We start from the raw sequence: 24,874 nt of genomic DNA on the forward strand, positions 1-24,874 counted from the left end.
GATGAACTTACGAGATATAGCCCATTATTTGTGCAATAACGCCCTTGCTGTCCTCAGGCTGGCGGCAAATGATCAGAATGGTGTCATCGCCCGAGATGGTGCCCATAATTTGCGGCCAGTCAATATTATCAATCAGTGCCGCCACAGAATTGGCTGTACCCGGCAGACATTTCATGACCACAAGATTGGCGGAGAAATCGATCTGCACAAAATTATCCACCAGCACCCGCTTAAGCTTCTGGGTCGGATTGTAGCGCTGATCTGTCGGCAGGGAGTACTTGTACCGCCCGTCATCCATCGGCACCTTAATCAGCAGCAATTCCTTGATGTCACGGGATACTGTAGCCTGGGTTACCTGAAATCCGGATTCACGCAGAGCCTCCACCAGATCATCCTGGGTTTCGATCTCCCTCTGCGTAATAATTTCTCTTATTTTGATGTGCCTGTGTCCCTTCATTGTTGCCTCCCGTATTTATAAGTTGTTCTCAATTGGATTCACCATCGTCTTTACCTAACTTAATCACATGAATGGCTGAATTCACCGTATCTACGTAGAGCACACCGCTGCAATCCGGGTAGATCAGCAGATACGGAAGCAAGGTGTCGCGGAGCCCGCTGCCGGTGAACTCAAGAGCTTTGCGCGGCCGTGACAGAATGACCAGATAGAAATGCTCCTCATCTTTGCTGGCAACATAATCAATGAACAGCCTGCTGTACATCGGCGCCCCGTTCACTTGAAAGGACAGTGGAATCTTCAGCTTGCCGCCAATGACCTCGTAACCGGCATCCTCTAATAATCCTATGGACGGATGAGGTTGAATAATGGTATTGATCGGCACCCGGTCCTTCATGAAGGATCTTGGAGAACCTTGGAGCCAGATGTAAATCCGGTAAATGATAAAGATTGCTGCCGCCAGTCCAATGAGTGCCACAACGGCCTTGTCAGAGCTCGCCACTCCCATCACCTCGGTGAATCTATTCGCGTGCGGGCAAGCGAAATCCTGCTTCGGGGTAACAACAAACATGGTTCAGCAGCAGAAAGCTTCTTCTATTTGCAGCAAAAGAAACTCATCGCTTCGATGAGTTTCCATTGTTCGCAGCGCTAAAGGTTGCATTCGCTTCCTTAATCACGGAGTCGGCAAGCGCGGCGAAATTATTCGGCTGTGCTTCAGCCGGGGAAAGCTGTTGTCCGTCCGGAGCGTTCTCCACTCCCTCAGATAGCAGCTTCCAGTGAGCCAGGAATTCAATATTCCCTTCCCCTCCGGTAATTGGTGAGAAGGTCAGCCCTTCCAGCTTGTAGCCCAGCTCAGCCGCCATAGACAGCACATTAACAAGCACCTCTTTATGGACAGCCGATTCGCGGACTACGCCGGATTTCCCCACCTTTTCCCGTCCGGCCTCGAACTGCGGCTTGATCAGCGCAGCGATATCAGCCGGGCGGTTCAGGAGCGCCATAAGCGGCGGAAGAATGATCTTAAGCGAGATAAAGGATACATCAATACTGGCAAAATCAGGTACCGGCCCTTTGAGGTCAGGCGGGGTCATATAGCGGAAGTTGGTCTGCTCCATAACCGTTACCCGCCCGTCATTGCGCAGGCTCCAGTCCAGCTGGTTATGGCCAACATCAATAGCATACACATGGCTCGCTCCGTTCTGGAGCGCACAATCAGTGAAGCCTCCTGTAGAGGAGCCGATATCCAGCATAATCCGCCCATCCAGGACAATGCCGAACTGCCGCAGCGCCTTCTCCAGCTTCAAGCCGCCCCTGCTGACATAAGGGTGCACAGCTCCTTTGACTCTCAGGACAGCGCTGCGCAGCACCTTCATTCCCGGCTTCTCAATCCGTTCTTCATTCGCCAGCACCAGACCAGCCATTATGGCAGCCTTGGCCTTCTCCCGGCTGTCGTAAAAGGCTTGTTCTACTAACAGTACATCTATACGTTCTTTAGGGTGTTCCATGGTCATCTCCTGGTCACTTGGGTCCGGCTTCCACCCTGTACTCAGGAATTGGAAGTCGACTTGTAAGTATAAGTGCTTAGCGCCTTCATCGCCTTAATCCGCGCGCACAAGGCTTCAACGGTAAGGCCGGTTTCCTGGCGCTGCTCCTTGATCGAACCATGCTCAACGAAGATATCCGGCACGCCCATCAAATGGACACGTGCATCGTAAATCTCATGTTCCGCATAGAATTCGAGCACTGCGCTGCCAAGACTGCCTGCCTGGCTGGCTTCTTCAAGCACAACCATGCTGGTTCCCGCATGCGCCAGTTCAAGCAGCATGGTATTATCCAGCGGCTTCAGGAACCGGGCGTTCACTACGCTAAGCTGGATGCCTTCACGCTTCAGCAGCTCAGCTGCCTCCTCGGCTAACTGGACCATAGGGCCGCAGGCCAGCACTGCGTAATCATCACCCGGACGCAGACGCTCCCAGGAGCCGATAGGCAGACAACGCAGTTCTGCATCAGCAGTCACGCCGGTGCCCTCAATCCGGGGATAACGGTAAGCAATAGGTCCGTCATTGTATTCCAGTGCCGTCTTCATCATATGGCGCAGCTCATTCTCATCCTTCGGCATCATAAGCACTATATTCGGGATATGGCGCATGAAGGCTATATCATATACCCCTTGATGAGTCTCCCCGTCCGCACCGACGAATCCGGCGCGGTCGATGGCGAACATCACATTAGCGTTATGTCTGCAGATATCATGGACAATCTGGTCATACGCGCGCTGCATAAAAGTGGAGTAGACCGCATAGACCGGCTTCATCCCTTCCATGGCCAGAGCGGCGCACAGGGTCGCCGCATGCTGCTCAGCGATACCGACATCGATCATCCGGTCTGGGAATTCCTTAGCGAACGGGAACAGGCCCGAGCCGCCCGGCATTGCCGGTGTGACCGCAATCAGTCTGGAATCCTGCCGGCCCAGCTCAATCAGCGTCTCCCCGAACACTTCGGTATACATCGGGTGGCTGACAGCCTTCACGGCTTTAAGGGACTGGCCGGATTCAATCTTATAGGGTGAGATTGCATGTGATTTATAGAAGTCAGTTTCGGCCGGTTTGTAGCCCTTGCCCTTCGTCGTCAGCACATGTACCAGCACAGGACCAGACACATTATCAGCCTGATGGAAGGTGTCGATCATTTTCTCCAGATCATGACCATCCACGGGTCCAAGATACGTAAACCCGAGCTCCTCGAACAGAACACCGGGAACGAGCATGTTCTTCAGGCCGTCCTTCACATTCTGTGCCGTCTTGGCCAGCCGCCCGCCAATCGCCGGGATTTTCTTGAGCAGGCCTTCAACTTCATCCTTAGCACGCAGGTAATGGCGGTCCGAGCGGATTTTGCTCAAATAATTATGCATGGCTCCTACATTCGGTGCGATGGACATCTCATTGTCATTGAGGATCACCATCAGCTTGCGGCGTTCATGCCCAATGTGGTTCAGCGCCTCAAAGGCCATCCCCCCGGTAAGTGCACCGTCGCCGATCACAGCGATGACCCTATTGTCCTCGCCCTTCAAATCCCGGGCCATGGCCATACCCATTGCAGCAGACAAAGAGGTACTGCTGTGTCCGGCTTCCCAGACATCATGCTCGCTCTCCGAACGCTTCACAAAGCCGCATAGGCCGCCCTGCTTGCGGAGCGTGTCAAACCGGTCCTGGCGGCCTGTCAGTATCTTGTGCACATAGGCCTGATGACCGACGTCATATATCATCTTGTCCCGGGGACTGTCATAGCAGTAATGCAGGGCCAGCGTGAGCTCCACTACCCCGAGGTTGGATCCGAGATGCCCTCCGGTTACTGTAAGTTTGTCAATTAAAAACCGGCGGATTTCTTCCGCAAGGGCTGCCAGCTCCTCGACTGACAAAGATTTAAGTTGCTGAGGATCATTTATTTGTGGAAGCAGCACGAGTATTCCCCGCTTTCCTAGATGTTGTAAAATATAAACCCCATTATAACACAAACGAAACGGCTGTCGAAACACAGCCGTTTCCGAAATTTACCTAATGATCGCGTGACATCAAATAATCCGCAATTTCAAGCAGCCGGGTATGATCCTGAAATCCGCCCTCGAGGACCGCGCTGCGTGCTGCAGCCGTCAGCCGCTTCACCTCTTCGCGCGAAGCTTCAAGGCCGATGAAGTAAGGATAGGTCACCTTTTGCTGCTTGATATCACTGCCGGTTTTTTTGCCGAGCTTGCTCTCATCGCCGACCAGATCAAGGATATCATCCTGAATCTGAAAAGCCAGGCCAATCTGAGTACCGAATTGGCGCAGCGCTTCCAGCTGACTCTCATCTGCCCCGGCAATTCTGCCTCCTGCCAGCAGCGAGAAGATCATCAGATCCCCCGTCTTGTGAAGATGAATATACTGAAGCTGATGGAGATCGGTTAAGCCCTGCTCGCCTTCCATATCGGCAACCTGCCCGCCGACCATGCCGCGCGGACCGGCCATTTCGGCCAGATCCTCGACGATCGACAGCACATTCTCCGCCGGAACGCCAAACTTGCGTGAAGCCTGTACCACGCTATAGAACGCATGCGTCAGCAGGGCATCCCCGGCCAGAATCGCCGCAGCTTCTCCGTAGACCTTATGGTTCGTAAGCTTGCCGCGCCGGTAGTCGTCATTATCCATGGCCGGCAGATCATCATGAATCAGGGAATAGGTATGCACCATTTCAATCGCAGCCGCTACGGGCAGCGCAGCCTCACGGCTGCCGCCCAGGGCCTCACAGGCGGCGATGACCAGCAGCGGGCGCAGGCGTTTGCCTCCAGCCTGCAGCGAGTAGTCCATCGCATCTTTGAGTACCTGAGGCACAGTCCACTGTGCAGGCAGGGTTGCCGTCAGAGCATCAGCGACCCAATGGCCCACCTCTGCAATGTACTGTTCAAGGGGTACGCGCCCTTGTGCTTCCGCTTCGCTGCTGCCCGGTTCCAGCTCAGAACGACTCATCGCCATCGCCTTCCAGCCGGGTCCCGAATGGCTTCTTGCGCAATTCGCCATCCTCTACCGTAATCATCTCGATCTTGCGCTCTACCTGCTCCAGCTTACTGCCGCAGAGCTGCGACAGCTTCATTCCCTGCTGGAATAAATCAATCGCCTTCTCCAGGGGAACGTCGCCATGCTCAAGCTCGCGCACGATACCCTCCAGGCGCTCCATGGCTCCCTCAAAATCCAGTTCCGCTTCCTTTGCCATTCGTTTAAACATCCTCCTTCATTCCCCATACCTGGCAGTTTAGCTGTCCATCATTAAGCTTTATGTTCACCTTATCGCCTACTTCAACTTCCTTCAGCGATTTGATTAAATGCTCTTCGTTCTCGTCGTACACGAGGCTGTAGCCCCGTGACATAACCTTGAGCGGGCTGAGCGCATCCAGATGGCGCAGCTCAGCCACATAGCGTGCGCGCTTATCCTGGAGGCGCGCCTGCATGGCCCCCGTCAGCTCACGGGTAAGGCTATCCGTGCGCCGGCGGGCAGCGCTGATGCTGTCCCGCGGATGGAAGCGCTGCAGGCTCTGATGCAGCAGCGCGCTGCGCCCCTGCGCGCGGCTGTGCCTTGCCTCGGCTGCGCGGACCAGGGCCGCGCGCAGCATGTCCAGCCGCTGCGCGTGCTGGGCCAGCTGCCGGCGCGGGCCGGCCAGCGCCAGCGAGCGCTGCAGCGCCGCGAGGCGCTCGCCGCTGCGCTGGGAGCGGCGCAGCAGCCCTTGGCGCAGCCGCTGCTGGGCAGTGCGCAGCTGCCCGGCGAGCTCGGCTGCGCTCGGCACGGCAAGCTCCGCTGCCGCCGTAGGGGTTGCCGCCCGCAGATCGGCGGCGAAGTCGGCGATCGTGAAGTCGGTCTCGTGGCCGACGGCCGAGATGACCGGGATCCTGGAGGCTGCAATCGCCCGGGCGACGGCCTCCTCATTGAAGGCCCAGAGCTCCTCCAGGGAGCCGCCTCCGCGCCCTACGATCAGCACATCGGCCTCGCCCATGGCGTTCAGGTTCTCGATGGCCTTCACAATGGAAGGGCCGGCGCCTTTACCCTGTACAAGCACAGGATAGAGCACAACCGCAACCTGCGGATAACGGCGCTGCAGGGTAATGATGATGTCCCGCACTGCCGCTCCTGTCGGCGACGTAACTACACCAATGCAGCGCGGGAACCGCGGCAGCGGACGCTTGCGCGCCGCTGCGAACAGCCCTTCCTTCTCCAGCTTGCTCTTCAACTGCTCGTAAGCCAGATACAGGCTGCCGATTCCGTCGGGCTGCATATGGGTGGCATAGAATTGATACTGCCCGTCCCGTTCATAGACCGTCACGTTGCCTCTGGCAATGACCTTGGTGCCTTCCTTCGGTACAAAGGGCAGCCGCGCGTTATGTGAAGCGAACATGATTGCTTTAATCCGGCTGCTCTCATCCTTCAGCGTGAAATACATATGCCCGCTTCCGTGATGGGTGAAATTCGAGATTTCACCGCGGATCCATACATCGGAGAGTACAGCATCCGAATCCAGCTTCATGCGGATATACTTGTTAAGTTCCTTAATGGAGTAGACCTGCCGCTCTGCCGCCATAAGCTTAGCCTACTTCAGGCCGTGGCGGCGTTTGGCCGCGATCAGCGTGTTGCTCATCAGCATCGTGATCGTCATCGGCCCTACTCCGCCCGGCACAGGCGTAATAAACCCGGCAACTTCACGGGCACTCTCGTAATCGACATCACCGGCAAGCTTGCCGGTATCCAGGCGGTTCATCCCGACATCGATGACAATCGCACCCGGCTTCACGAAGGAAGCATCGATGAAATTGGCCCGGCCGATGGCCACTACCAGAATATCGGCCTGACGACTGAGTTCAGCCATGTTGGCCGTACGTGAATGGCACATGGTAACTGTGGCATTCTCGCGCTGCAGCAGCAGGGACACCGGCTTGCCGACAATATTGCTGCGGCCGATAACTACAGCATGCTTACCGGAAATATCAGTACCTGTCCGTTTGATTAACTCAATGACTCCTGCAGGAGTACATGGGAGCAGACTGTCATCCCCGATCACCAGGTTCCCTACATTGACAGGATGGAACCCGTCAACATCCTTCTCCACGGAGATGGCATCAATGACTGCCTTCTCTTCAATATGCTTCGGAAGCGGCAATTGCACGAGAATGCCGTCAATGTCATCGCGGCTGTTCAAATCCGCCACCAGCGCCAGCAGCTCCTCCTGGCTGGTTCCGGCATCCAGCCGGTGAACCTCGGAATGGAAGCCCAGCTCGATGCATGATTTCTCTTTGTTGCGCACATAGACCTGAGAAGCCGGATCTTCACCGACCAGAACGACAGCAAGACCGGGCTTAACGCCACGCTCCGCGAGTTCCGCAACCTCCCGGGCAATGCTGATCCGAATTTCGTCCGATACCTGTTTACCGCTGATAATCGCTGCTGTCATGTAAGTCTCTCCCCTTTTGTCTATTTAACTGTTACAGATCTGCTCTAAGCGTATCTACGTCCTGAATCATCTTGCCGAGTACACCGTTTACGAATTTACCGGAATCCTCTGTGCCGAAATGCTTGGCCAGATCAATTGCCTCATTAACAGCTACCTTGGCCGGCACATCGCTGGCAAAGATCATCTCGAACGTGGCCAGACGCAGAATCTGACGGTCTACACGGGACAGACGGCTCATCTGCCAGCCTTTGAGGTAATGCTCCAGCATATCGTCGATGGCCATTTTGTGTTCCCATACGCCGTTAACATGCGCAACCACATAAGCCTTCAGCTCGATCTCGTCAGTAATGACGCGCTCGGTTTCGTTCTCATCAGCGGCTTCCTCAATCAGCATTTCTACAGCCTCGGTAACTTCCACATCATTCATTTCCATCTGGTACAAACTCTGGACAATAATTTCTCTCGCTAAACGTCTTTTCATGTGTTCCTCCTACAATCTTAACTATCATACTTTGTATTTGTATTTCTTAAATCTTATTAAGGCCTTTGCAGCAGTTACAGTTATTCTGAGCTATTCTCTACAACTTCAATCCCTAATCGTAGTGTGTAAAAACAAAAAACCGCGCAGCCATTCTTCCGCAGGTCAGCAACTCAAAGTAACGGGTTCCAGGCTTCCGGGAGAAAGACTATCGCGGTTCATTTGAAGGGACGCCAGCGTCCGGACAACCGGCTTACGAGCTCCTGCCACTGAAACAGGGGAGCCTGCGCGGTATCCTTTCTTTTGCCAAGCGTATATCCGATGAACACTACCAGTGCAAAGAACAGCATATCCCAAAAACCGCTAATCAGATAAATCAGACCGAGAACGACCCCGAAGGTAACTCCGGCAATTCTACCCCCGTGACTTTCCCATACTTCTCTCCAAGACATAAGGGAAACCCACCTCTATTCCACTCGACTTTTGAAGCTTGGTGACTGTGTGAGGTTAGCAATATATACAGATACATCAGCAACCGGAATCCCGGTTGTTTCCTGCACGAAATCATGCACCTGGCGCTGCACCTCCGTAGTAAGCAGAGGCAGGGAATGCTCGCCGTCCACAACCGCACGGATCATAATTTCAAGTCCGGCCTGGGAGACGCGGATGCGCGACTTCAGATCACGGATGCCCTTCACTTTGCCGGCAGCCTTCAGGCTCAGGTTCTCAATGGTTTCCATGGAGATCTGAATGTCCCCGTACTCTGTACGCTGATCCACGGACGGCAGGGAAGCGCGGTCGCGGCGCAGGGAGATGTAGAAGAAACGGATGCTCAGCAGGAAAAGAATCACAGCGATTGTAATCGCAGCGATATAGGCCCCCGGCCCGTCAGGAATCTCAATCGTATCCGAGATGGCGCCGCTCAAGAGGAGGATGGCAATAACAGATAGTATTCCGATACTTAAGCTGTAAAGGAACAGCAGAAGCCTGTCCAAAATTTTGGCCACGAGTCACATAACCTCCCTAAATTAAGGTAAACCCTCGACGTACTGTCGGGGGTTTATGGAAAACACAAGGCCCTTACTTCACGCGGATAACCGCGTCTGTATCTTCGCTTTTGTCAACGCTTGTGGTGTTTCTGAACTGCACATCATGGATATGCACATTCACTTCTACAACGGTCAGGCCCGTCATGGTTTCGATGGAACGCTTCACGTTGCGCTGAATTTCAGCAGCCACTTCAGGAAGACGGTTGCCGTATTCGATGATTACGGATACATCCACTGCAGCTTCGCGTTGTCCAACTTCTACCTTAACACCCTTAGACAAATTCTTGCGTCCGAGAAGCTCCACGATTCCTCCGGCGAAACCGCCGCTCATTCCGGCCACGCCTTTAACCTCTACGGTTGCCAAACCTGCGATAACCTCGATCACTTCAGGAGCGATCTGGATTTCACCAATTTCCGTACGTTCGTATTCTGTCGGCAATGTACTCATTTTGGACTTCACACCTTTCCGGTAAAAAAGTTATTCGGGCATTTCAAGGAGGCAGCACGTCTCTTATTAAACATACTATATCATTTGACGAACTTTATGACAAACAATGAGAAGTCGTCCTAAATTTCATACTCTTCCAGGAACTTGATATCGAAATTCCCGTCCAAAAATACCGGATGCTCCAGCAATCTCTGATGGAAAGGTATGGTTGTATGTATGCCTTCCACAGCGAATTCGGATAAAGCCCGTTTCATCTTGGCAATGGCTTCATAACGTGTCGGCGCCCAGACAATCAGCTTGGCGATCATGGAGTCATAAAAAGGAGAAATGGTATAGCCCGGATAAGCCGCGCTGTCCACACGCACTCCCAGTCCGCCCGGAGGCAGATAGAAGCCGATTTTGCCCGGAGAAGGCATGAAGTTGCGCTCAGGGTCCTCGGCGTTAATGCGGCATTCAATCGACCAGCCGTTGATCACAACATCCTCCTGGGTGAAGGATAACGGATTGCCTTCCGCTACAGAGATCATTTCCTTGATCAGATCCACCCCGGTGACCATCTCCGTTACCGGATGCTCAACCTGGATACGCGTGTTCATCTCCATGAAGTAGAACTGCCCGTCCGGTCCCAGCAGGAACTCCAGGGTACCCGCTCCCGAGTAATTAACCGCCAGCGCAGCCCGTACAGCCGCTTGGCCCATCGCATCACGGACCTCCGGAGTAAGCACGGAGCAAGGCGCTTCTTCAATCAGCTTCTGGCGGCGGCGCTGCACGGAGCAGTCCCGTTCGCCCAGATGGACTACGTTGCCGTGATTGTCGGCAATGATCTGAATCTCCACATGCTTCATGCCGGTCAGGAATTTCTCAAGATACACGCCGGCGTTGCCAAAAGCCTTCTGCGCTTCCTGCTGGGCAGCCGTAATCTGCTTCACCAGAGACGCTTCGTCTTCGGCGATGCGGATGCCTTTGCCTCCGCCGCCTGCTGTAGCCTTGACGATAATCGGATAACCGATATCACGGCCCAGCATAACAGCTTCCTCTATGTCGCCTACAAGCCCTTCAGAGCCCGGAATAATGGGAACACCGGCCAGCTTCATGGTTTCTTTGGCTACAGCCTTGTCACCCATCCGTGTAATGGCATCCGGAGAAGGGCCTATGAATGTAATATTGCAGGATTCACAAATCTCCGCGAAATCCGCATTCTCGGCCAGGAAACCATAGCCGGGATGAATAGCGTCGCAGTCGGTGAGCGTGGCTACGCTCATAATATTGGTAAAGTTCAGATAGCTGTCCTTGGCGGGCATCGGGCCAATACAGTACGCTTCATCAGCCAGTCGGACATGCAGTGAATCCCGGTCCGGCTCCGAATAGACTGCTACGGTGGAAATGCCCAGTTCACGGCAGGCCCTGATAATGCGGACCGCGATTTCGCCGCGGTTGGCAATCAACACTTTTTGAATGTTCATGCTTTTCCTCCCAAAGTTTAGCGAAGCTTGCAGGCTCCTCATGATTCTCGCGGCAGTTATTCCGCTCTCACCAGAAACAGCGGCTGGCCGTATTCCACTAACTGGCCGTTCTCGGCCAGGACAGAGACGATTTCGCCTTTCACTTCCGCTTCCAGCTCATTCATCAGCTTCATGGCTTCAATGATGCAGACAGTTGATTTCTCATGAACCCGGTCTCCCACATTGACAAAGGACGGTGTTTCCGGTGAAGCGGCACTATAGAAGGTCCCTACCATTGGAGAGACGATTTTATGTAATGCGCCTTCAGCGGAGGGTGCTTGCTGCTGCGGTGCAGCAGGAACTTCACTTACAACCGGAGGAGCAACATGCTGCGGACTTTGCGGCTGCGGTGCGGGCGTAAAGGGGTAGGCATAAGGAGTCGCCTGGATTGCTGTTCCATCAGCTTCAGGGCGATCCGGTTTGCGAATAGCCAGCTTCATACCTTCGCTTTCAATCTCCAGCTCATGTACGGAGGAGGTCTGGTCCAGCAATTTAATTAATTCCTTAATCTCGCTTAACTTGAACATTGGGTAGTTCACTCCTTCAGCTTTCTCTCGAAGCCATTTTGGACGCAGATAAGCAGGGTACGATATTCCGTTCTTCCCGGGAAGCCTATAATTCGGTCTACTGCGATTCTGTAGAATCGCTTTCAGGATAACCGCTGCCTGCGTATTCTTCTTATATTTCAAGATAACTTTATGTATTATATCACAAACGCTAGAAATGGAAAGAGCCCGGGACGTGCCCGGGCTCTTTCGGCATTTTATTCTGTTTTCTTTCATTTTATTCAGGCGCTTACTGCTCCGATACGTACTGGACCTTGATCTTGTCCTGTGACACACTCAGTTCTTTCATTACAAGGTCTACGATGCCTACGGCCTGCTTCACATCCAGCTTATCACTGAGCACTACGATAGTGTACGCATCTCCGGCTTCCTCTTTCACAATAGCTTCACCATACTTCTGCTGGAGCTGCTCTTCAATTCCTGTAATTTTGGATTCTTTTTCCTCCAGCTTGCTTAGTTGTTCCTGGGCAACCGCGTTCTCTGCCGGTGTCTTATCCATGTCATTAATCAGTGCCAGCAGATCATTGTGGTCCTTAAGGTTCTGCTGCTCACGTTCGTAGAGGTAGTTGGTGAACAGGCTGGAGGCCGAAACGCTCTGGGAAGCCACTTCATCCAGAATAGCCGCATCATCCTTGGCCGGAGTTTTGTCGCTGGCAGCTACCGTATCCTTGGTGTCTTTGCCTTGATCGGCTGCAGCTGTTGCTGCTTTGTCCGTTTTGCCCGCGGTGTCTGCTGCGGCGGTATCTTTGGCGGCATCGCCGGTGTCTGCACTGCCGTTATCCGCCACTGCAGCAGTGCTGTCATCCGTAACGGCTGCAGCCGCAGCTTCGTCTGCCGCAGCCTTGCTGCTGTCTTCAGTTACTGCAGCCGTATTGCTGTCGTCAGTCAATGTCCCCGCATCCGCAACCACGGAGCCGTCTGTGCTGACTTCGTTGATTACGAGGCCGCTGTCGAGCGTAGTCGCTGTTCCGCCGCCTGTACCGTCCTTCACCGTGTCCACCTGGATGCTTCCTGCGGTTTCTTTGGGAATGGACGCACCGGTGTCTTCCGTGAACAGGTAATATGCCGAGAGCACCACCATCAAACTGAGCATGGAAACCAGCCAAATCGTTTGTCTTTTGCCCTTCATTTTTATTCCTCCTAAAAGTTTGTTAGCATTCGCTTCCGTGAATCCGTTTCGGACAAACTCGCTTCGGAAGCATACACTTAGTTTGTTAGCAGCCGCTTCCGTGAATCTGCTTCGCGAACTTGCTTCGGACAACCTCTCTTCCAAAGCATATGCTTGAGTTTTGTTAGAATATGCTACCTCGGCCATGCTTCGGACAACAATTATTTCGGAAGCGGAGCATACGCTTAAAGCCGCTTGCCTTAATGTCTATTCCTGCTTGCGCGGAACGACGGAGATCCGGTAGCTCGGCACGTTCAGCCCTTTCTCGACTGCCTGCTCGATCAGGCTTCGCACCACTTTGTTCTCCGCCCCTTTGGCGACAACCAGTACGCCGCGCACCTGGGGTTTGATCCGTTTGGTGATAATCGGCGTCTCGTCGCCTGATTGGCTGTAAGTGACGATTTCACCGTCCCTGGTATACTGGGTGGTATGCCTTTTGCCGCCGCTGGCATCCGTTTCCTCACTCTGCTGCTGCGAATCATTCATATTGCGCTGCACGACTATTTCCTCCGTGGAATCCACGGTGACCATAATGTCCACTGTGCCGACCCCGACGATTTTCTCCAGAATCTCCTTCGTCCGGTTCTCCATTGCCAGCTCGATGCTGTCAAAGGAATTGGTGGTTACAGCCTCCTGCTGCAGGACAGCCTGTGAGGTCTCGCTGGCCGGCGGTTCACGCCCCGTATTCTCGTTGTCCAGCTTCTTCACATTCACGAAGGAGTTGAACAGCATAATTGCAACGCCCAGCAGGCCGATAATGATCAGCCAGCGGAAAGTATGACTCCTTTTCGGGCTGCCGCTCCCGCCGCCAGCCCACTGCTCCAGCTTTTTCAGCCATTTGCCCATTGATTTCCCTCCTTCTGTATAAGGCATCCTGCCCTATCCCTGCGGCTTCTGTCTTATGATTTCACGGCATTGGCACCGCCGCTCAGCACATTAATCAAATCCGGGTCCAGATTCCAGTTCTGCTCCAGCAGCTTAATAATCGATTCGGCCTCAGCATCCGCCGGCGCCTCCTGTGCCCCGTTCCCTGCGGCTGAGGACGGGGAGACACCCGCGCTGGCATCCGAGCCTTCACTTGCCGCACCGTCATTATCCAAACTGACCTGGACCGGCTCTACAGGGGTGATCCGAATCGGTCCGGATGCGGGGTTCGCAGCAGGCGGTGAGCCTGTTCCTGAACCCGGCGATCCGCTCGCCGCAACCGCTCCTGCCGCCGGCAGATCTACCGTGACCGAAGAGATCAGCGGCACATCTTCTCCCAGAGGCGCGCTTGGATTCGGCCCCATGCCCAGCTTCACCGTAACATTCACTCCGCGGATTCCGGTGCTGCCTGCGATCTGATCCCGCATCTGCCCTGCGATTTCTTCGGCGGCAAGCTTGAGACTCTGATCACGCGCCCCCTCTGCCAGCATCCGCCCGTCAGCCAGAATCTTCTCCAGCGAGTCCGCTCCGTCCCCTGCTCCTGAGAGCAGCCCTCCATTACGCTCCTGCTGCTCCATGGCCAGGCTAAGCTCCTTGCTGGCATCCCCCTTCAACATGGAGACAATCGGATTCAGCATCGTAAGCAGAACCAGCAGACTGAGCACTAGTCTGGCATAGCGTTCCATGGATTTGCTGGGCAGCAGCATCTCGACAAACGCGGCCATCAGCACCACCAGAATCAGTTCATGGAGCCATCCGCTGAGCCAGCTCATGGCGCACCTCCTGAAATTTTGTTCGCATACCCAACCTCGCACAAACTGTCTTATATGTTATCTGCCTCACCGCATCATTACGGTGACATTACCGGCAGTCAGCATAATAGTGACGGCCAGGAAGAACATCAGCGATACGGCTGCCAGTGCAGCGAACACATAGATCATGCTTTTGCCGATCGTCTGCAGGCAGACCACAATCGGCGTTTCTCCAAGCGGCTGCATCACGGCGGCGGCCACATTATAGATCAGGGCAAGCACGAGAATTTTGATGGCCGGGAACGCGCAGAGGAAGAGGATGATAATGACTCCCGAGAGCCCGATGGCGTTCTTCACCAGCAGCGATGCCGAGATCACCGTATCTGTGGCATCCGCGAACATTTTCCCGATGACCGGCACGAAATTGCCTGTGATATATTTGGCGGCGCGTATCGTGACCCCGTCCGTAACTGAGCTGGTGATCCCCCGGACAGAGATGACACCGAGAAAGACGGTAAGCAATACTCCCAGCAGTCCCGCCCCGATATTGCGCAGCAGGTTGGCCAGCTGGGTCAGCTTGTATTTCTCCGACATGGCACTCACCAGATGCAGTACCGCCGAGAAGAACAGCAGCGGGAAGACAATGGTGTGAATCATCGTGCCCACCGTATGAATCATGAACACGATCAGCGGATGGGTCACCGATACAGTCACGATGTTGCCCATTGAAGCCAGCAGCGCGAACAGCAGCGGAATCATCGCCATCATGAAGTCGATCATCCGGTCAATGGCATCCTTGGCATAGCCGATGGCAATGTTGAAGCTGTTGACGGCGATGACCAGCACCACCATATAACAGAGCATATATGCGATTTTACTGACGGATTTCCGTTCAAAAGCGGTCTGCAGTGTCTCCAGAATCATGCTCAGCACACTGATCATCACAATCGTAACCAGCAGCTTGCCGTTATAGAGCACCTCATGCCACATGAAGCGGGTGAGGCCGGACAATACGCTTTTGAAGCTAAGACCGTTATCTCCGGGAAGCAGCATATCCATCAGCGAAGGGGTTTTACCGTCCGGGAAGAATCCCCCGTAGTCCTTCATCAGCTGATCCCAATAAGTCTGCACCCCGTCTGTCGGAAGGTTCTCGACCTGCCCCTTCACCCACTGGTCTACAGCGGATGGGGAGCCTCCTCCGGTGCTTCCTCCGGATTGTGCCTGTGCCTGCGTTGGCGGAGCCGGAGCGGCATAAGTGGTCCCGGCACACAGCAGAAGCAGCAGACAGGGGAGCAGAACGAGCAGCTTGTATAATTTTGGCGGACGAAAAACACTGCGCTCCTGCATACCCTCACCCCGCTTTTCTGTGGCCTTTCCCGTACTCTTACCGAATCTCATGCAGGCAGCAGCTTCATCACTGTTTCTATAATGATGCTGATAATCGGTACGGCCAGCACCATGATCAGCACCTTCCCGGCCAGCTCGATTTTGGAAGCGATCGATTCCTGTCCGGCGTCCCGCACGATCTGTGCCCCGAACTCCGCGATATACGAAATGCCGATGATTTTAAACACAGTTTTGATGTAGATCATTTCCATCCCGGAGGATTCTGCCACCCGCTCCAGTGTGCCGAGAATCGTTCCGATCTTGCCGATCAGGAACAGAAAAATCAATATGCCTGTCGCGGTAGCCAGCAGAAAAGCGAACATCGGCTTTTGTTCCTTCAGAACGAGGATGAGGACGGTCGACAGGATCCCTATTCCCACTACTTGAATGATTTCCATAATCCCAGCCTATTGAAAAAGAAAAATCGTTTTGATTTCCTGCAGCAGTCCGTCCAGCATGCGGATTACCATGAACAGCACGATGATAAAGCCGACAATCGTTACCCAGTGGGCGATGTCCTCTTTGCCCATCTGCTTAAGCACCGTGTGGATCATGGCGATAATGATGCCGATGCCGGCAATCTGAAAGATCGCGTTGACTTCAATATTCATTCCTGGCACCTCGCTAAAAGATCAAAATGACGATCAATGCTCCAAGCAGCAGACCCAGGCTTTTGCTAACTTTCTCATATTTGCCCTGATCTTCTCTGGCCGCTGTCTCTTCCTGCTTCAATTGCTGTAAAGCCAGTGCAATATGCGTGCTCTGATTCGACCGGTCGCTGGTTCCGAGTGTGCAGCTGAGCTGCCGGAAAATTTCCTTCTCTGTTCCTTTCAGGGAGGCGCTATTCCAGTGAATCTCCATGGACCGCCGCACGGCTTCCTCGGCACTGCAGTTATGCGGCGGGCTCATCTCTTCCGCTGCGGTGAGGAAGAACGCTCTCAGCGGGTCCTTGCTCTGCATCCCGATCCGGCGCAGCGCCTCCGGCAGCGGCGTATAGCCGTACTGGATCTCCGTCTCCAGCCGCTGCAGCGCTGCGATCAGGCCTCTGATGTGCCGGGGCCTGTCAGCATACTGGGCAGCCCGCTTGAAGCCGGCCAGCGTGCCTGCAAGCACGATGAGCACTGCCCCGAGCAGCTTAAGCATGCCGGTCACCGCCTATCCGCTCTTCCGGCGAGATCAGCAGCAGCCCGCGCTTCTGCGCGTCCAGGATGCGGAAGGACAAGCCTGACTCCGAGCGGTGCAGAATGACATACCGCTCGAACATCCGGTGCTCCAGCAGGCCGCCAAGGCCGGGCCGGCGGGCCAGCTCGGACACTTCCTTGCCATGCGCGGAAGCGACCACTGAGATGCCGGCGTGCAGCGCTTCGGTTACTGCATCCGCATCCTCAAGGCGGCCGATCTCATCGGCGATCAGCACATCGGGCGACAATGAGCGGATCATCATCATCATGCCTTCCGCTTTGGGGCAGCCGTCGAGGATGTCCGTGCGCGGGCCGACGTCGAAGGCGGGAATCCCGCGGCGGCTGCCGGCGATCTCCGAGCGTTCATCGACGATTCCGACCTTGAGACCGGGACGGCTGCCTTCGCGTCCGCCCTGCCCCCCTGCCGAGATCTGCCTGGCAAGATCGCGCAGCAGGGTGGTCTTGCCATGCTGCGGCGGCGAGAGGATCAGCGTATGCATAATCCGCTGCCGCCCCCGGTCCAGCAGATAAGGCAGCACGCCGTCTGCCAGCCCGTGCACTTCGCGGGCTATACGCACATTGAAGCCGGTAATATCACGGAGATGCTCAACCCCCCCGCCGCTTAAAACCGTCCGGCCGGAGAGGCCGATCCGGTGCCCGCCGGGAATGGTGATGAAGCCCTTGCGCAGCTCCTCTTCCATCGTATACAGCGAATGATTACTAATGAGGTCCAGCAGCCGGTGCGTATCCTCCCGGTCCGGCTTGTACGCTTCACCGGGAAGCTGTGTCAGACTGCAGTTAACGCCGACAAAATGATATTTGCCGGAGTAATTGATCTCAAGCGGCCGTCCTTCACGGACGCGCACTTCCTCCACCTTGTCCAGGAGCGCAGCGGGGAGGCCGCCGAGCAGCGCTCTTACTTTTTCGGGAAATAATAGAAGCCAATCATTTGCCATACAAAGTACCCCCAAGTTGTCCTCTACTTAATAGCTTTATTCCATATTTATGCTTGTACTTGTACTTTATGACTATCATCTATCATTTCTTCAGAATGCCGATTAAGAGAAAGGCCACGCCGCAGCCGATCCAGCCGAGCTTGCCCCATGACAGCTGCTGGGCCATCCCTGTCAGGCCAACCGCTGTGGTCAGAATCAGGATAGTCGGGCCGACCAGCGCCAGCCCCGAATTAACTGCAAGCGCCTTATCCACCTGGTTCAGCCTCAGCATAATCAGTGCAGCCGCAATCTCCACACTGCCCGACAGCAACCGCAGTCCCGCCATCCAGCTCACATACTTGTCCAAACTGTTCAACTCCCTTTTACAAATCTATGGATATCAAAGAACCCGCTGCGCATTAAACAAGCTGTTATCCATGGATATGCGGAAGATGCCCACTTTAGACAAGAAGAAATGGGGGAAGCTAGCAGAGATTTGAGGAGATGTGAAAGAAATCATAGTGCTCTCCTCTATAAAAAAATATCATCGGTATGATAAAATTAATTTTGCGCGTGCAAAAAATGGAGCTCTTAAAAATAGAAGGGCAGGCTGCGGGAGAAACTATACCTTCCTAACTGCTCCTGAAGAGGTTCTGAGCGCCGCAGAAATCTAGATAAAGACATCGGAAAAAGAGGGGATCACAGTCATGCAAGTTCGTAATTTCGTAGTACCGCTCGTATCAGGAACAGTAGCCAGACAGGTAAAAGAAGTAGCCATTATCATTTTTTCAGCCTTTCTGGTGGCGGGCGGGCTCCGGCTGTTCCTGATTCCGCATCAGCTGCTCAGCGGCGGTGTAGCAGGGACGGCATCCATCATTGGTTATTTAACGAATCCGAAGTATATCTCGCTGTATTATTTCGCTATCAACCTGCCGATCCTGATCTGGGGCTTCGTAGCTGTGGGGAAGAAATACATCTGCTATAGCATGCTGTCTGTTATCTCCACCACCTGGTTCCTGAACATCATTCCTGTGGTGAAGCTCACCAAAGACCCGATTCTGGCCAGTATCTTCGGCGGTGTTATCATTGCCGGCGGTGTCGGCTTCTCGCTGCGTGCGGGGGGATCTTCCGGCGGATTCGATATTCTCGGCTCCATTATTACCCGCAAACGGGACATTCCTATGGGAACGGTACTGTTCGTGATGGACGGTCTCGTCATCCTAAGCCTGGGCTTCTTCAAAAGCTGGGATTCGGCGCTGTACGCGATGCTCTGTATATTCGTCAAAAGCCGTGTGGTTGATATGATCCACATCCGCCACGTCAAGCTGACCTGCTTCATTGTCACGAAGGAGCGGGAGAAAATGCTGAACCGCCTGACCTGTCTGCCGCACGGTGTCACCGTTGTTAATGCGGAGGGCGGATACAGCCATGAGGGCAATACGATGCTGATGACGGTAACTACCCGTTATGAGCTGGCTGACCTGCGCAAGACTATTCTTGAGACAGATCCGAAATCCTTTGTAAACGTGCTGGAGACGGTAGAGATTATGGGCCGGTTCAGACGGTTGAGTTAAACGAGGATAGTTGTATAATGTGCAATTAAAAACAGCAAAAAGGGATGCGAACATCTTATAACTGTATTCCGTACAACTAAATTTGCCCAATTGGGCCGGAACCAAGGTACAACGTCAGTTTAATTGTACGAAATACAACTATATGGATAATCGCTAATAAATCAGACGATTTAGTTGTACAAAGTACAATTAAGCATATTGCCTATACCGTTACTAGCCACATTTACTATGCAAAAAGAGTGCTGTTCTCCGCTTATGCGGGTAACAGCACTCTTTTTTACTTATGATTGTTGGTCACTGATAGGTCTTTGTGTCTTTGTCTTATATATTGTCCGCTTTACATTGACGTTCGCACAATGTATTCGGTTTTTCTCATACATTTGGCCCATCTATCCTATCGTCGGGGCAATGTATTCGGTTTTTCGCATACATTCGGCTCGTGTGCCTAACGTTTCTCTCAAGCCACCAATCAGTTTATGAATCACCCGCCGCCAGACGCCAAACAGGGATGCCCTCCAGCCTTCCTGCTGAAGAAACATCCCTGATGTAGTCCTATTGCTGAATTATACTCTGCGGCCTAGCGGCGGTCCTGAGGGCCGCCAACGAAGGCTTGCTCCGTAGTGTCGAGATTATAAGCGGTATGCAGCGCCTGAATAATCTGCTGCAGATTGCCTGATTCAATGACACAGGAGACCTTAATCTCGGAGGTGCTGACCATCTTGATGCTCACGCCTTCATTCGAGATCACCTCGAACATCTGGGCGGCAACCCCCGGATGGCTGACCATGCCGGCGCCTACAATGGACACCTTGACCAGATTATCCTCGGAAGTCACTTCACGGTATGGCAGCACACTGTGCAGCCCTTCAATCACCTGTTTGGCCTTCTCCAGATCGCTAAGTGCTACTGTAAAGGAAAAGTCTGCAGTCTGGTTCTGCACGCCGCTCTGTACGATAATATCAACGTCCACACCCTCTTCGGCCAGCTTGCCGAAGACCTGGGCGAGGACACCCGGAACATCCGGAACTCCCAGAATACTGATCCGGGCCACATTCTTGTCATATGCAATGCCGCTTACTACTACACCCTGCTCCATGCTTGCTTCCTCCTTCACAACGGTTCCTTCATTATGGTTAAAGCTGGATCTTACGACCAGCTTCACTTGATATCGCTTGGCATATTCCACCGCTCGCGGATGCAGAACTGCCGCACCCAGATTGGCCAGCTCCAGCATCTCGTCATACGAGATTTCCTTCAGCTTGCGCGCGGTCTTCACGATGCGCGGGTCCGTAGAGTAAATCCCGTCCACATCGGTATAGATTTCGCAGACATCCGCTTTGATGGCTGCAGCCAGTGCAACCGCTGTTGTATCCGAACCACCGCGGCCCAGCGTGGTAATCTCGCCGTCCAGTGTCATCCCCTGGAAGCCGGCAACGATAACAATCTGCTCACGCTCCAGAGACTCCAGAACACGGCGTGGAACGATTTCACTAATCCGCGCACGGCCATGGGTTTCATCGGTACGGAACCCGGCCTGCCAGCCTGTATAGGATACGGCATTCCGCCCGATCCCATGAAGAGCGATGGATAGAAGCGCTACAGAAATCTGTTCCCCCGTAGTCATCAGCATATCCATTTCCCGTGCGGGAGGCTGCCCGTTCAGCTGTTTCGCCTGATCGATCAGTTCATCTGTCGTATCCCCCATAGCGGATACAACCACAACGCAGCGATGTCCCTCATCCTGCTTATCTGCGATGCGCTTGGCGACACGCTTCATACGTTCAATATCGCCGACGGAGCTGCCTCCGAATTTCATGACATAAAGTGACAAAGTCCCATTCACTCCCTATTTCGCTGTAAGTAGTAGCTTTTATTTGGTTTTCGCTTTAACACAGTATAATACGAAAATCATAACATGCGTTAATGGTTTCACAAAAAAAGCGCCCAATTTTCCGAACATGGCCCATTCCTCATAACCAGGCACGGCAAATTATATTCAGTTGAAGCTGTACAAAAAGCCTCCGCCGCACAATGCGGGGAGGCCGGTTTGAATCACGTTGAACCCGGAGCTAAGTAAGCTCCTACGCGCGGGAGATGTATTTACCTTCGCGGGTATCGATCAGGAGAACATCGCCTTCATTAATGAACAATGGAACCTGTACAGTATGTCCGGTTTCCAGTGTAGCCGCTTTGGTTGCGCCTTGAGCGGTGTTGCCTTTTACGCCCGGTTCTGTTTCAGTAACCTTCAGCTCAACGCTTGTAGGCAGGTTAATCCCGAGGATTTCGCCCTGGTAGCTGACGATATTGACAGTCATATTCTCTCTCAGGAAGTTAAGCTCCCATTCCAGCTGCTTCGCAGTCAACTCGAACTGGTCATAAGTTTCGTTGTCCATGAATACATGCTCTGAACCGCTGGCATACAGGTACTGTACTCCACGGTTCTCGATAATAGCGCGGCCGATCGTTTCGCCTGCACGGAAAGTGCGCTCAACGGTGTTGCCGTTACGCAGGTTCTTCAGCTTGGAGCGGACAAATGCCGCGCCCTTACCCGGCTTTACGTGCTGGAAATCGAGGACGGTGAAGATATCCCCTTCTACTTCTACGGTCAAGCCTGTCTTGAAATCATTAACTGAAATCACAAAAAATCCCTCCTGGAATCGATGAATTAACTGAATAAGTGTGCCTTACAGTACCGTATAATCCTTCGATGAATGTGTCAGCAGCGTTATACCGCTTTCGGTAATGACAATATCATCTTCAATCCGCACGCCGCCAAGGCCGGAGAGATAAATTCCCGGTTCTACGGTAACTACCATGCCCGGCTCCATAATTTCATCGGCAAGCTTGGACAGACGCGGAAATTCATGAACCTCCATGCCCAGACCATGGCCTGTGCTGTGGCCGAAATACTCACCATACCCGTAACGGGTGATGATGTCACGGGCCAGGGCATCGCATTCACGGCCGGTCATGCCTGGTTTGATATGTGCCAGCGTATGCAGCTGCGCTTCAAGCACAATATCATAGATTTCCTTCAGCTTGGGATCCGGCGATCCCAAGGCGATCGTGCGTGTTACATCCGAGCAGTAGCCGTCCAGCAGTGCACCGAAGTCGAAGGTGACGAATTCGTTGTTCTGGATAATCTTGCTGCTGGCTACGCCATGCGGCATGGCCGAGCGTTCGCCGGAAGCAACAATCGTATCGAACGAGGATGAGGTTGCACCGTGGGTGCGCATGTAGAATTCCATTTCCAGATCGACATCACGTTCAGTCATGCCTGGCTTGATCACATTCAGGATATGGCTGTACGTTGCATCTGCCAGATCGCAAGCCCGCTGCATGATCGCCAGCTCTTCCTCATCCTTGAACATGCGCAGATTCTCGACGGCTTTGGATACCGGAACCATAACTGCCGGCTGCAGAGCTGCCGCATATGCAGTGTACGCGCTGAAGGTTACGTCATCCTGCTCGAAGCCGATACGGACTTGTCCGCCCTGCGGCAGCAGTTCGCGTACAGTGTCAATGAATTTCGCAGCATGCTGAACAATCTTCAGTCCGGTCACCTGTTCCGAAGCCTGTGTCATATACCTGAAGTCAGTCAGCAGATAACTGTCATCACCGGTAACCAGCACATAACCGGAGGAGCCGGTGAATCCGCTCAAATAGCGGCGGTTATAGCCGCTGGTAATTAACATCGCATCCAGTCCCTGTTCCTGCAAAACCTTACGCAGCTTGGAGACGCGCTTGTTGCCCATTTTCATTCTCCTCTCGAAATAGCCACATTGTATTTTAACATAGTGGCATGCCACCTGAGAAGTTTTTTCGGACGCTCAGGCCAGCTTTGTCTGCTGCTCGCGTTTCCGCTCATCAGTGTACTCAATCGCTGCCGTATATCCGATGAATAATCCCCAGAGCAAAAAGAGGCAAAATTCACTGATTACAGAGTTCCAGGGCAGTCTGAAAGGCGGCTGCATCAGGAACTGCCAGGAACCGGCCAGGAACACGGCCGACCACCACAGTACACCGTAAATCATACCCGGCCAGGGTCCCTTCAGCCTGCGGAAAATAAGCACATAGATCAGCGAAACGATCACCGAGAAGACGATAAAGGATAAATATCCGAGCAGATGCCCGGCAGGTGTCATCAAAAATTCATGCTTGAAAAAAGGCTCCGCCAAAAAACCCGGAATAACCTTGGTGAAATGCAGGACATACATCAGCCAGCGGGCCCCTCCCCAGATTAAACCGGCGAAAAAACCCAGTTCAATGGCAAAATAAAACGGATTCGTATGGACTGACTTTTGCTTGTTAGAAGAACTCATAGAGCAGCCTCTCTTTCAGTATAGGGTTAATCCGGTTTCCACTCCGCTCTCTATAGACTAGTATGTACAGCAAACGGCAATCCAACTAGTAATGTGCTTAAAAATTAGTTACAATGTATTATATAAATCACATTAAAATACGGGAAGGTGAATTGGTTGTCCCAGGAAACTCCCAGTTACGGCGGCCAAGCCGTCATTGAAGGCGTCATGTTCGGCGGCAAGCATATCAACGTAACAGCCGTAAGAAGGAAGAATCAGGAAATCACATTTTTGGAGGTGCCGAAGAGCGATAAGAGCTGGGTCCTTAAACTGCGAAAGATTCCGCTGCTACGCGGCATTGTCAGTATTATAGATTCCAGCGCCAAAGGCTCGAAGCATCTGAATTATTCGGCGGAATCCTATGCCGAGGATGAGACAGAACCTGAAGAGCTTGCCAAGCAGAAAGAGAAAGATAAAGACAAGAAGAAGGATGAGGGCTGGAGCCTCGGTATGATTTTCGGCGTAGCTGTCATGGGTATTCTTTCTTTCCTTTTCGGCAAGATTATTTTTACACTGGTGCCGGTGTTCGTAGAAGATTTTTTATTTAAGAATGCATTTGACAACTATATTCTGCACAACCTTGTTGAAGGTGCAATTAAGCTGACTCTCCTGCTCGTTTATCTGTTTGCCATTTCACAGACACCGGTGATCAAACGGCTGTTCCAGTATCACGGTGCGGAGCATAAGGTAATCAGTGCTTTTGAAGCCGGCGAAGAACTGACTGTCGCAAATGTACAGAAATACAGCCGTCTGCATTACCGCTGCGGCAGCAGCTTCATGATGCTGACCATTATCCTCGGCGTTATTATCTACTCCGTTGTCCCATGGGATAATCTTATGGAACGGGTACTGCAGCGGATTATTCTGCTGCCTGTAGTCATCGGCATCTCGTTTGAGGTTCTCAAGGGAACCAATGCGGTGAGAGATATTCCCGGGCTCAAGTATCTGGGATATCCGGGTCTGTGGCTGCAGCTGCTGACCACCAAAGAACCTAAGGACGATATGGTTGAGGTGTCCATCGCCTCGTTCAACCGGATGCGGGAGCTGGATGCCGCAATTGAAGCAAGAGGATATTCGGAGGCAAGTGTGTCAGGCGGCATTTTGGATCCTGCGAAAGGATGATTAG

The 24,874-nt window shown here is 53.3% G+C and carries 30 protein-coding genes; 3 read left to right on the forward strand and 27 right to left on the reverse strand.

The features are described from left to right. Window positions 1-7: 7 nt before the first annotated feature. The 23 genes from ahrC to PBOR_RS23675 form a co-directional block, all read right to left on the reverse strand. Window positions 8-457: a transcriptional regulator AhrC/ArgR gene (ahrC, locus tag PBOR_RS23565; protein ID WP_039300423.1), complete on the reverse strand. Its 450-nt coding sequence runs from the start codon at window positions 455-457 to the stop codon at window positions 8-10. Between the two features lie 28 nt (window positions 458-485). Beyond that, window positions 486-1,025, reverse strand: a complete 540-nt coding sequence (locus PBOR_RS23570) for a hypothetical protein (protein WP_052429616.1) — start codon at window positions 1,023-1,025, stop codon at window positions 486-488. A 43-nt stretch (window positions 1,026-1,068) separates the two neighbouring features. Further along, on the reverse strand, window positions 1,069-1,959 hold the full coding sequence (locus tag PBOR_RS23575) for a TlyA family RNA methyltransferase (RefSeq protein ID WP_042215924.1): 891 nt from the start codon (window positions 1,957-1,959) through the stop codon (window positions 1,069-1,071). Between the two features lie 41 nt (window positions 1,960-2,000). After that, entirely contained in the window at window positions 2,001-3,914 is a 1,914-nt protein-coding gene (dxs, locus tag PBOR_RS23580; protein WP_042215926.1) for a 1-deoxy-D-xylulose-5-phosphate synthase, read from the reverse strand. Between the two features lie 94 nt (window positions 3,915-4,008). Beyond that, window positions 4,009-4,956 (reverse strand): polyprenyl synthetase family protein, encoded by a 948-nt coding sequence (locus PBOR_RS23585; protein WP_042215928.1) that lies wholly within the window; start codon window positions 4,954-4,956, stop codon window positions 4,009-4,011. Continuing rightward, the gene (gene xseB / locus PBOR_RS23590) at window positions 4,943-5,200 is read right to left on the reverse strand and encodes an exodeoxyribonuclease VII small subunit (RefSeq protein ID WP_042215930.1); all 258 of its coding nucleotides are present in this window, start codon (window positions 5,198-5,200) and stop codon (window positions 4,943-4,945) included. Before xseB ends, PBOR_RS23585 begins: the two co-directional genes overlap by 14 nt. A gap of 4 nt (window positions 5,201-5,204) precedes the next feature. Further along, a complete protein-coding gene (gene xseA / locus PBOR_RS23595; protein WP_042215932.1) occupies window positions 5,205-6,557 on the reverse strand; it encodes an exodeoxyribonuclease VII large subunit in 1,353 nt (450 codons plus the stop codon). Between the two features lie 9 nt (window positions 6,558-6,566). Continuing rightward, on the reverse strand, window positions 6,567-7,424 hold the full coding sequence (gene folD, locus PBOR_RS23600) for a bifunctional methylenetetrahydrofolate dehydrogenase/methenyltetrahydrofolate cyclohydrolase FolD (protein ID WP_042215934.1): 858 nt from the start codon (window positions 7,422-7,424) through the stop codon (window positions 6,567-6,569). A 31-nt stretch (window positions 7,425-7,455) separates the two neighbouring features. Further along, window positions 7,456-7,905: a transcription antitermination factor NusB gene (gene nusB / locus PBOR_RS23605; protein ID WP_042215936.1), complete on the reverse strand. Its 450-nt coding sequence runs from the start codon at window positions 7,903-7,905 to the stop codon at window positions 7,456-7,458. 215 nt (window positions 7,906-8,120) lie between these two features. Continuing rightward, window positions 8,121-8,354, reverse strand: coding sequence for a DUF2273 domain-containing protein (locus PBOR_RS23610; protein ID WP_042138734.1), 234 nt, complete (start codon window positions 8,352-8,354; stop codon window positions 8,121-8,123). Window positions 8,355-8,369: 15 nt separating this feature from the next. Further along, window positions 8,370-8,909, reverse strand: coding sequence for an alkaline shock response membrane anchor protein AmaP (gene amaP / locus PBOR_RS23615; protein WP_042215938.1), 540 nt, complete (start codon window positions 8,907-8,909; stop codon window positions 8,370-8,372). Window positions 8,910-8,982: 73 nt separating this feature from the next. After that, window positions 8,983-9,399, reverse strand: coding sequence for an Asp23/Gls24 family envelope stress response protein (locus PBOR_RS23620; protein WP_042215941.1), 417 nt, complete (start codon window positions 9,397-9,399; stop codon window positions 8,983-8,985). Window positions 9,400-9,518: 119 nt separating this feature from the next. Further along, the gene (accC, locus tag PBOR_RS23625) at window positions 9,519-10,862 is read right to left on the reverse strand and encodes an acetyl-CoA carboxylase biotin carboxylase subunit (RefSeq protein ID WP_042215943.1); all 1,344 of its coding nucleotides are present in this window, start codon (window positions 10,860-10,862) and stop codon (window positions 9,519-9,521) included. Between the two features lie 56 nt (window positions 10,863-10,918). Then, window positions 10,919-11,428, reverse strand: coding sequence for an acetyl-CoA carboxylase biotin carboxyl carrier protein (gene accB, locus PBOR_RS23630; RefSeq protein WP_042215946.1), 510 nt, complete (start codon window positions 11,426-11,428; stop codon window positions 10,919-10,921). A 268-nt stretch (window positions 11,429-11,696) separates the two neighbouring features. Then, complete coding sequence (locus PBOR_RS23635; protein WP_042215948.1) at window positions 11,697-12,596, reverse strand: SpoIIIAH-like family protein; 900 nt, start codon at window positions 12,594-12,596, stop codon at window positions 11,697-11,699. Between the two features lie 246 nt (window positions 12,597-12,842). Then, window positions 12,843-13,481, reverse strand: coding sequence for a stage III sporulation protein AG (spoIIIAG, locus tag PBOR_RS23640; protein WP_042215950.1), 639 nt, complete (start codon window positions 13,479-13,481; stop codon window positions 12,843-12,845). A gap of 53 nt (window positions 13,482-13,534) precedes the next feature. Further along, window positions 13,535-14,332, reverse strand: coding sequence for a stage III sporulation protein AF (spoIIIAF, locus tag PBOR_RS35670; RefSeq protein WP_052429617.1), 798 nt, complete (start codon window positions 14,330-14,332; stop codon window positions 13,535-13,537). Between the two features lie 66 nt (window positions 14,333-14,398). Continuing rightward, window positions 14,399-15,658 carry a stage III sporulation protein AE gene (spoIIIAE, locus tag PBOR_RS23650; RefSeq protein WP_042219837.1) on the reverse strand — a complete coding sequence of 420 codons (1,260 nt, stop codon included), beginning with the start codon at window positions 15,656-15,658 and terminating at the stop codon, window positions 14,399-14,401. A gap of 47 nt (window positions 15,659-15,705) precedes the next feature. Beyond that, window positions 15,706-16,095 carry a stage III sporulation protein AD gene (spoIIIAD, locus tag PBOR_RS23655; protein WP_042215952.1) on the reverse strand — a complete coding sequence of 130 codons (390 nt, stop codon included), beginning with the start codon at window positions 16,093-16,095 and terminating at the stop codon, window positions 15,706-15,708. Window positions 16,096-16,104: 9 nt separating this feature from the next. Continuing rightward, window positions 16,105-16,308, reverse strand: a complete 204-nt coding sequence (gene spoIIIAC / locus PBOR_RS23660) for a stage III sporulation protein AC (protein ID WP_020426549.1) — start codon at window positions 16,306-16,308, stop codon at window positions 16,105-16,107. Between the two features lie 13 nt (window positions 16,309-16,321). Beyond that, window positions 16,322-16,840 carry a stage III sporulation protein SpoIIIAB gene (gene spoIIIAB, locus PBOR_RS23665; protein ID WP_042215955.1) on the reverse strand — a complete coding sequence of 173 codons (519 nt, stop codon included), beginning with the start codon at window positions 16,838-16,840 and terminating at the stop codon, window positions 16,322-16,324. Further along, window positions 16,833-17,834 carry a stage III sporulation protein AA gene (gene spoIIIAA / locus PBOR_RS23670; protein WP_042215957.1) on the reverse strand — a complete coding sequence of 334 codons (1,002 nt, stop codon included), beginning with the start codon at window positions 17,832-17,834 and terminating at the stop codon, window positions 16,833-16,835. Before spoIIIAA ends, spoIIIAB begins: the two co-directional genes overlap by 8 nt. An 82-nt stretch (window positions 17,835-17,916) precedes the next feature. Then, window positions 17,917-18,180: a YqhV family protein gene (locus tag PBOR_RS23675; RefSeq protein WP_042138738.1), complete on the reverse strand. Its 264-nt coding sequence runs from the start codon at window positions 18,178-18,180 to the stop codon at window positions 17,917-17,919. A 139-nt stretch (window positions 18,181-18,319) separates the two neighbouring features. Between PBOR_RS23675 and PBOR_RS37765 the strand changes: the two genes are divergently transcribed. Then, entirely contained in the window at window positions 18,320-18,487 is a 168-nt protein-coding gene (locus tag PBOR_RS37765; RefSeq protein WP_157764111.1) for a hypothetical protein, read from the forward strand. 33 nt (window positions 18,488-18,520) lie between these two features. Then, the gene (locus PBOR_RS23680) at window positions 18,521-19,387 is read left to right on the forward strand and encodes a YitT family protein (RefSeq protein ID WP_042138739.1); all 867 of its coding nucleotides are present in this window, start codon (window positions 18,521-18,523) and stop codon (window positions 19,385-19,387) included. 577 nt (window positions 19,388-19,964) lie between these two features. Here PBOR_RS23680 and PBOR_RS23685 read toward each other — a convergent pair. From PBOR_RS23685 to PBOR_RS23700, 4 genes are all read right to left on the reverse strand, one after another. Further along, on the reverse strand, window positions 19,965-21,218 hold the full coding sequence (locus PBOR_RS23685) for an aspartate kinase (protein WP_042215960.1): 1,254 nt from the start codon (window positions 21,216-21,218) through the stop codon (window positions 19,965-19,967). Window positions 21,219-21,468: 250 nt separating this feature from the next. Continuing rightward, on the reverse strand, window positions 21,469-22,026 hold the full coding sequence (gene efp / locus PBOR_RS23690; protein ID WP_042215962.1) for an elongation factor P: 558 nt from the start codon (window positions 22,024-22,026) through the stop codon (window positions 21,469-21,471). A gap of 45 nt (window positions 22,027-22,071) precedes the next feature. Next, window positions 22,072-23,142 carry a M24 family metallopeptidase gene (locus PBOR_RS23695; RefSeq protein WP_042215964.1) on the reverse strand — a complete coding sequence of 357 codons (1,071 nt, stop codon included), beginning with the start codon at window positions 23,140-23,142 and terminating at the stop codon, window positions 22,072-22,074. Window positions 23,143-23,217: 75 nt separating this feature from the next. After that, entirely contained in the window at window positions 23,218-23,709 is a 492-nt protein-coding gene (locus tag PBOR_RS23700; protein ID WP_042215966.1) for a YqhR family membrane protein, read from the reverse strand. A 207-nt stretch (window positions 23,710-23,916) separates the two neighbouring features. On the opposite strand from PBOR_RS23700, the gene PBOR_RS23705 reads away from it, so the two are divergent. Then, window positions 23,917-24,870, forward strand: coding sequence for a DUF1385 domain-containing protein (locus PBOR_RS23705; RefSeq protein WP_099052556.1), 954 nt, complete (start codon window positions 23,917-23,919; stop codon window positions 24,868-24,870). Window positions 24,871-24,874: the final 4 nt, after the last annotated feature.

It is taken from the genome of Paenibacillus borealis, assembly GCF_000758665.1.
GTDB lineage: Bacteria > Bacillota > Bacilli > Paenibacillales > Paenibacillaceae > Paenibacillus_AQ > Paenibacillus_AQ borealis.